The following is a 6,083-nucleotide window of genomic DNA, read 5'->3' as shown; positions in this document are numbered from 1 at the left end:
CGTCACTGTGACGCGCAACCGTCCCGAGGCGGGCGAGCTTTTGGGCGGACCTTTCTCCTTCGATGTCGACGGTACCCCCGATATGGTATCCGGTCTTTCCCTTGAGGGCGAGCGCATGGGCAGTAACAGTACGTTCGTGATCACTGACGACCAGGGCAAGATATTGGGTCTTCCCCCGACGCTCGAAGCGGTCGAGGGCGTTGATTTCGACGGTGCCGGTGCGGGCACTTGCCTGATCTGGTACCTTCGTTACGAGGACGGCCTTGTGGGCGCTGAGATGGGCCTTAACGCGAACGACCTTATGGGCTGTTTCGACCTTTCCAACTATGTGGAGGTGGTGCGCAACGATCCAACAAGTGGTAAAACATCGGTTAGTTTGTTTCCCAATCCATCTACGGATAAACTGAATATATCAGTAGGATCCAAAGACGTGAAAAACGTGAGCGTTTCACTTTTTGACTTTGGCGGTACCGATATCACCGACAAAATGAGACGTAATAGTGAGGAAGGTCTATCGTTTGACGTAAATGGCATTCCCGCAGGTATCTACTTGGTAAGGGTCAATGACGGCCGAACCGTAACTACCAAAAAAGTCATTATTAGATAGGTTTTAATTCCATGTTGTTTAGTAAAAGTCCTCGGAATTCGTTCCGGGGATTTTTTTTGTTAAGAAAAACTTAGGGGATATAACAAGAATATCCCTAACCGTTTCCAAAAGTTTACTTTTTCGTGAAACCCGCACAACCTCCTAATTAGTTCTTTGCACAAGACAATTACAATAAGTTAAAAACTAAAAAAAAAGTAATGAAAAGAAGGAACAAGTTTGCCTATACCGTATTGGCATTTTTAACACTAACTATTATATCATCTTGTGATGATGATGAACAAGACCTTATTGTTCAAGAACAACAAGAGGAAGAACAAGAACCGGAACAACCTATGACCGATAATAGTCAATCGGTCGTAATCAATGAGATAAAGTATCTCGGGGAGGATACCATTGAAATTCTGAACAACGGAAATGATACAGTGGACCTTAACGACTACTGGTTGTGTCTCGGACCGGGACAGTATGTGCAGTTGAGCACCTTGACTCCTGTTAGTGGGTCTTTGGAATTGGCTTCAGGAGATTATGTAGTGGTCAATTCTACGCTTCCTGATGCCCAGGGAGGCCTAGGTCTTTACAATTCCGATGCATTTACCAATGCCGATGCTTTGGTGGATTTTGTGCAATGGGGCGCAGCCGGAAGTGCACGGGAAAACATAGCGGTTGCCGCAAATCAATGGAGTGCTGGGGATTTCATTCCCCTAGTGGCGAATGAAGAGAGTTCTATAGCTTATGACGGCGAGGGCAATGGGTCAACAGATTGGGCCGAGACGGCTACGGTAACATTTGGTGCCGTTAATGTGGTCACCGAACCGGAAACTATCTCGTTGGCTTCGTTCAACGTAACGATTACCAACGTAGTGAATTATTTGGATGCACAAATTTTCAATACCCCTGACGGCGCTTCAGAGCCCGGTCCGGTAACTGTAGCTGGTGGGGCATACTCCGTGGATTTTCAAGCTGTACCAGGAACAAAACTGAATTTTGCGACGATGCAGGTGGTTTCCAATGATTGGTTCTATGGGCCAACCGGAGCTGGAGTAGCTTTATTTGAAAATGGTATTCCGGTAACCGGAGATATCACGGATCAAATCTATCTGTGGGATTCTGGCACTGAAGAGGAAGATGAGGCCACCTTTACGTCAGAACCTGGTGGAGCCGAGGCTGGTGAGCCTGATGATGATATTACTGTTCGTATGGTCACTACGGATGTGACCGATATGGTCAAAGTCACTTTGGCTTATGATGAGCCTACAAGAACATTTACCTTGAACATTAAGAACATTCAAGGCGCCATGGCTACAGATCCTGTTATACTTTCTCCAGGTATCGTTGTACTTCATGCATTGGCCAATCCTTTGTTTGATGCGGGGCAGCCAGAAAGACAACTTGGATTGGCCAAGATCGCGGTACAAGGAAATCCGGCGGACTTATTCGAATGGTTCACTGAAAAGGGGTCGACAGGAGCACCTTTACGTTTGTCATCAAGCTATAGTGTTTTCTCACCCGGAATCGTTTATGCCTTTGGCGATGCCAGTGACCCTGTATTTACTCAAGGAGAGGCGGCCGTCGCTGGCAGTGGATTGGAAGAGCTTGCCGAGGATGGCAACAATGGGGTGATGTTCGATTATGTTACCAGTCAGCTCAATTTACCTGCTGCGAAGAGCAATGAAGCGGCTCCTATCGGTCCTGGTGAGAGCCTGACCTTTAGTTTGAATGACGTGCCAGAAGGGTATAAACTTGGTTTCAATACGATGTTCGTCTTTACCAATGATTGGTTCTTGGCCTATAATAATTCAGGATTCCCACTGTGGGATGAGAACGGTTCCCCTAAGAGCGGTACCGAGGCAACTTTGAAAACATATTTGTACGATTCAGGAACTGAAGTAGACCAAACGGTGGGCTTTGGTGCTGACCAAGCGCCATGGCAATCCGGTCCGAATACGGGTGCTGCAGATGGTAATACGGCTGTCCGTAGGGTATCAGAAATCGAGGATGTCCAATTTGGAAAAGGCCTTATTTCTTCACCGGCCGGTGTTGTTGGAATCGAAGATCCAAGAGGAGGCTATAATGTGGTCAAGGTAACCGTGACGCCCAACTAAAGAATTTTGTGTTTGTTTGTTTAAAAAGGCCCTGGAAAAGTTTCCAAGGCCTTTTTTTTGCCATAACATCAATATGTTGTTATTCCCATGAATCGATATGGTTCATATCGTCAAAATTATAATCTCCGACTCTATCTTTTCGATACTTGAAGGCTAATAATGTAAGACCAATAAGTAAGAAGTGTAAAAGGAGTATCAAAATGCCTACCGGTAAAAAGGCTCCCGGTAATAGATGAAACTCATAATCGCCATAGGTAGAGAGCACATGAAGACTTTCAAATGCCTTATAGATGTATACGATAAGTATGACATAAAGTGCGTACTCCAAATTTCGCATTTGGGGATCGGTCATTTCATCTTCCTTGATCTTAAACCAAAGTACATAAAGAAAAACCAGATGTATGAGGGTCAGAATGGGAAAAATATAATTATCTAGTTTGAAAAAATAGAATTTCCCTGTGTAAGGGCCATAAAAGTTAAAGATTACCAGCGTCAATAGTACGATCGCAGATAGAATATAACTCCTTTTTAATGTAAATAGTTGTAAAATGGGTTTCATAATAAGTAGGTTTCTGGCGTTTGGGCACCAGGTCTGCTATTTTAAAACGACCACCTACTTCGTTTATTTAAAATATTCGATGAAGCGCCAGTAATGTTGGGTAACCTTAAATAATAGTGGTGAGGTACGCCTTTGAACGACATGAAATGATACGCGCCGAAACAATGAAATCAACTGGGATTAGGTAATCCACCTGCGATCTGCCGCGATTTTCGAAAAGATATAGAGAAGCGCCCCTATGATAATTACCGCAATCGGTAAAATGGTACCCTGTACCATATCGAAAACCTCTGTAGCATTGGTCATGAAGAAGTAATAGCAGGTGCGTGCTATTAGAGCTACCAGCGAAAGTAGGAACAGGGGAGTGGCCCATTTTTTTCGCACGAGAAGACCGATACAACCCAAAGCCCCGCCGAAAACGGCCAAAGCATACGCAGCGGTCAACCAAACCGGTTGGGTTTCGAAAATGGCCCTTTGCGCATCGCTCAAGGTCGCCCTCATTTCATCTTTCATATAAGCCTCGATCAAATAGAAGTAGACGCCTATAAGATTCCACAAGAGGCCCAGAACAGCCAGTACCCAAAACCAAATGGTGGGTTTGATTCTTGATTGGTTCATTGTTTAGGTGGTTTATGGTTTACTGATGAAATTACAAAAAAAATGTTATGGTTGTTGAGATTTGACATTTTCTTGAGGTAAGGGTTTTCATATTCTGGTCGATGACCTACTTTTAAGTGCAAAGCAGTCAATTATGCAAAAAGAACGATTCTGTTACTTGATAAGGGTTCAATATTTGGGATTTCGTTATAGTGGATGGCAAAAACAGCCTAATCAAAAGACCATTGAACAAATGATATTGAAAACACTTCGGTTTGTCTTGCCCGATAACAAAACAAAGGTTTTGGCGGCAGGCCGTACCGATGCTAAAGTTTCGGCCCTGGAAGCCGCTTTTGAACTTTTTATTGACGGCCCCTTGGCGGACAACCGCCTGTTCTTGGAGGAATTCAATAAAAATCTACCTCCCGATATTCGGGCTTTACATATCAATGAGGTGTCGCAAGAATTTAATATCATTCAACATAGTAAGCGCAAAGAGTACGTGTACTTATTTTCTTTTGGTATAAAAAACCACCCGTTCTGCGCTCCTTTTTTGGCGAACATTATCGAATCTCTTGATATTCAGATCATGAAAGAGGGAGCCCGAGTGTTCGAAGGGGAACATGATTTTTCAGCATACACGTCTCGCATCCAGGAAAACTCCAAATTTCTAAGAAAGATAGAACGTTGTGTTATTCAAAATAATACCCTTTTGTCCGCAAACTTCTTTCCGGAAACGAGCTATGCGCTACACATCACCGCCACGGGATTTATGCGCTATCAAGTCCGTATGATTATGGGGGCACTAATTGAATTGGGGAAGGGAAAGCTAACAGTACAAGAAATCGAGGCATCCCTTAAGGGTTCGCACGTGACACCAATGACTTACGTCGCTCCGGGTTCCGGATTGTTGTTAAATAAATTGGAATTCAAAGAAAACTAAGCTGTGAAGTTCATTATCTTTAAATTACTTCCTAAACAACTATGAAAAGAAATCCAAAGAGACACGAAAAGCCAAAGGTATCACGTGCCAAAAGAAAGATAGGAAAGGCTCCAGGAACAATTACCTATCTAGGACGACGCGAGAAAACTGAAAGTAATGTCCATGTGTTTGATTATTCTTCTGAAGACGTCCGTGAAGAATATCCCAAGACCATAGGGGAAATTTTATCTTATAAAAATAGTAAATCTACCTCTTGGATCGATGTTGTGGGTATCAGTGATGAGGCGTTTATTGAGGAGTTGGGGAAGAAGTTCGGTCTGAATCCGTTGTTGCTTGAAGACGCTATTAATCCGCAGCAAAGGCCCAAGATAGATGAATATGAATCTTATATTTTTGGTGTTTTTAAGATGGTATACATCTCAGATACCAATGAGTTGGTCAATGAGCATGTTGCATTTGTTCTTTTTGAACACTGTGTTTTGGTCTTTCAGGAAGAAAAAGAAGATGTTTTTAACGGAGTAAGAAATCGATTGAACAGGGCATTGGGCCGAATTCGTGAAAGAAAAAGTGATTACTTGTTCTTTGCGCTGTTGGATGCCGTAATCGATAACTATTTTGTTGTATTGGAAAGTATAAGTGCCAGAATGGAGGCCCTGGAAGCAGAGGTCTATGACAACCCCGATGCAGAAATGGCACATAAGATCCAACAACTGAAGAAGGACATTCTGAAAATCAGGCGACATATTTTTCCGGTAAAGGAATTGGTGGGGCGATTGATCGATAGCGAGAGCCATTTGATTTCAAAGGATACCAAACCATTTCTTCGGGATGCATTGGACCATAGCGTTGAAATCAACGAGACTTTACAGGTATACCGCGAAATGTCAATGAGCTTAATGGAGATGTATATGAGCAATATGAGCAATAAAATGAATGAGGTCATGAAAGTGCTTACGATCATGGCATCGATTTTTATCCCGCTGACCTTTATTGCAGGGGTGTACGGAATGAATTTTAGAAACATGCCCGAGTTAGAGTCGGAGAACGGTTACTTTATTGTGTTGGGCGCCATGCTCCTCCTCTTTATTGCGATGTTGATGTACTTTAAAAAGAAGCGCTGGCTTTAGCTCTCATCATTTTAAAACTTCAGAAGTCAATTGAAGTCTTTTGAAACCTCTGACTACTGTCGGTTTGTTTTTGCCTAAAGGAAGTTGAAAAAGAGATCGATGATGCTCTAGATGACGATTAAGGTCCCAAAGTACTGGAGTGATGTAA

6 protein-coding genes are annotated in these 6,083 nt (G+C 43.1%); 4 read left to right on the top strand and 2 right to left on the bottom strand.

Annotated elements, in window-relative coordinates:
* Both ACKWCA_RS13480 and ACKWCA_RS13475 read left to right on the top strand, forming a co-directional pair.
* Positions 1 to 607 (top strand): T9SS type A sorting domain-containing protein (locus ACKWCA_RS13480; RefSeq protein WP_413978734.1); only part of this gene is annotated, 607 nt, incomplete at its 5' end.
* 197 nt (positions 608 to 804) lie between these two features.
* A complete protein-coding gene (locus tag ACKWCA_RS13475; RefSeq protein ID WP_413978733.1) occupies positions 805 to 2,709 on the top strand; it encodes a spondin domain-containing protein in 1,905 nt (634 codons plus the stop codon).
* 79 nt (positions 2,710 to 2,788) lie between these two features.
* Here the strand turns inward: ACKWCA_RS13475 and ACKWCA_RS13470 are convergent, their stop codons facing one another.
* Positions 2,789 to 3,268: a hypothetical protein gene (locus ACKWCA_RS13470; protein WP_413978732.1), complete on the bottom strand. Its 480-nt coding sequence runs from the start codon at positions 3,266 to 3,268 to the stop codon at positions 2,789 to 2,791.
* Between the two features lie 180 nt (positions 3,269 to 3,448).
* The gene (locus tag ACKWCA_RS13465; RefSeq protein WP_413978731.1) at positions 3,449 to 3,886 is read right to left on the bottom strand and encodes a hypothetical protein; all 438 of its coding nucleotides are present in this window, start codon (positions 3,884 to 3,886) and stop codon (positions 3,449 to 3,451) included.
* Positions 3,887 to 4,019: 133 nt separating this feature from the next.
* Between ACKWCA_RS13465 and ACKWCA_RS13460 the strand changes: the two genes are divergently transcribed.
* Both ACKWCA_RS13460 and corA read left to right on the top strand, forming a co-directional pair.
* Complete coding sequence (locus tag ACKWCA_RS13460) at positions 4,020 to 4,808, top strand: tRNA pseudouridine synthase A (protein ID WP_413978730.1); 789 nt, start codon at positions 4,020 to 4,022, stop codon at positions 4,806 to 4,808.
* A gap of 41 nt (positions 4,809 to 4,849) precedes the next feature.
* A complete protein-coding gene (gene corA / locus ACKWCA_RS13455) occupies positions 4,850 to 5,935 on the top strand; it encodes a magnesium/cobalt transporter CorA (RefSeq protein ID WP_413978729.1) in 1,086 nt (361 codons plus the stop codon).
* The last annotated feature ends 148 nt before the right edge of the window (positions 5,936 to 6,083 follow it).

Origin of the sequence: Maribacter corallii, assembly GCF_047345415.1 — a bacterium.
Taxonomy (GTDB): domain Bacteria; phylum Bacteroidota; class Bacteroidia; order Flavobacteriales; family Flavobacteriaceae; genus Maribacter_C.
Note: the sequence above shows the minus strand (reverse complement) of the source record. Positions and strands in the feature narration are given on the sequence as shown.

Excerpts from the sequence above, each read along its gene's own strand:
- ACKWCA_RS13475 (WP_413978733.1), top strand. The coding sequence starts at position 805 with ATGAAAAGAAGGAACAAGTTTGCCTATACCGTATTGGCATTTTTAACA.
- ACKWCA_RS13470 (WP_413978732.1), bottom strand. The coding sequence starts at position 3,268 with ATGAAACCCATTTTACAACTATTTACATTAAAAAGGAGTTATATTCTA.
- ACKWCA_RS13465 (WP_413978731.1), bottom strand. The coding sequence starts at position 3,886 with ATGAACCAATCAAGAATCAAACCCACCATTTGGTTTTGGGTACTGGCT.
- ACKWCA_RS13460 (WP_413978730.1), top strand. The coding sequence starts at position 4,020 with ATGCAAAAAGAACGATTCTGTTACTTGATAAGGGTTCAATATTTGGGA.
- corA (WP_413978729.1), top strand. The coding sequence starts at position 4,850 with ATGAAAAGAAATCCAAAGAGACACGAAAAGCCAAAGGTATCACGTGCC.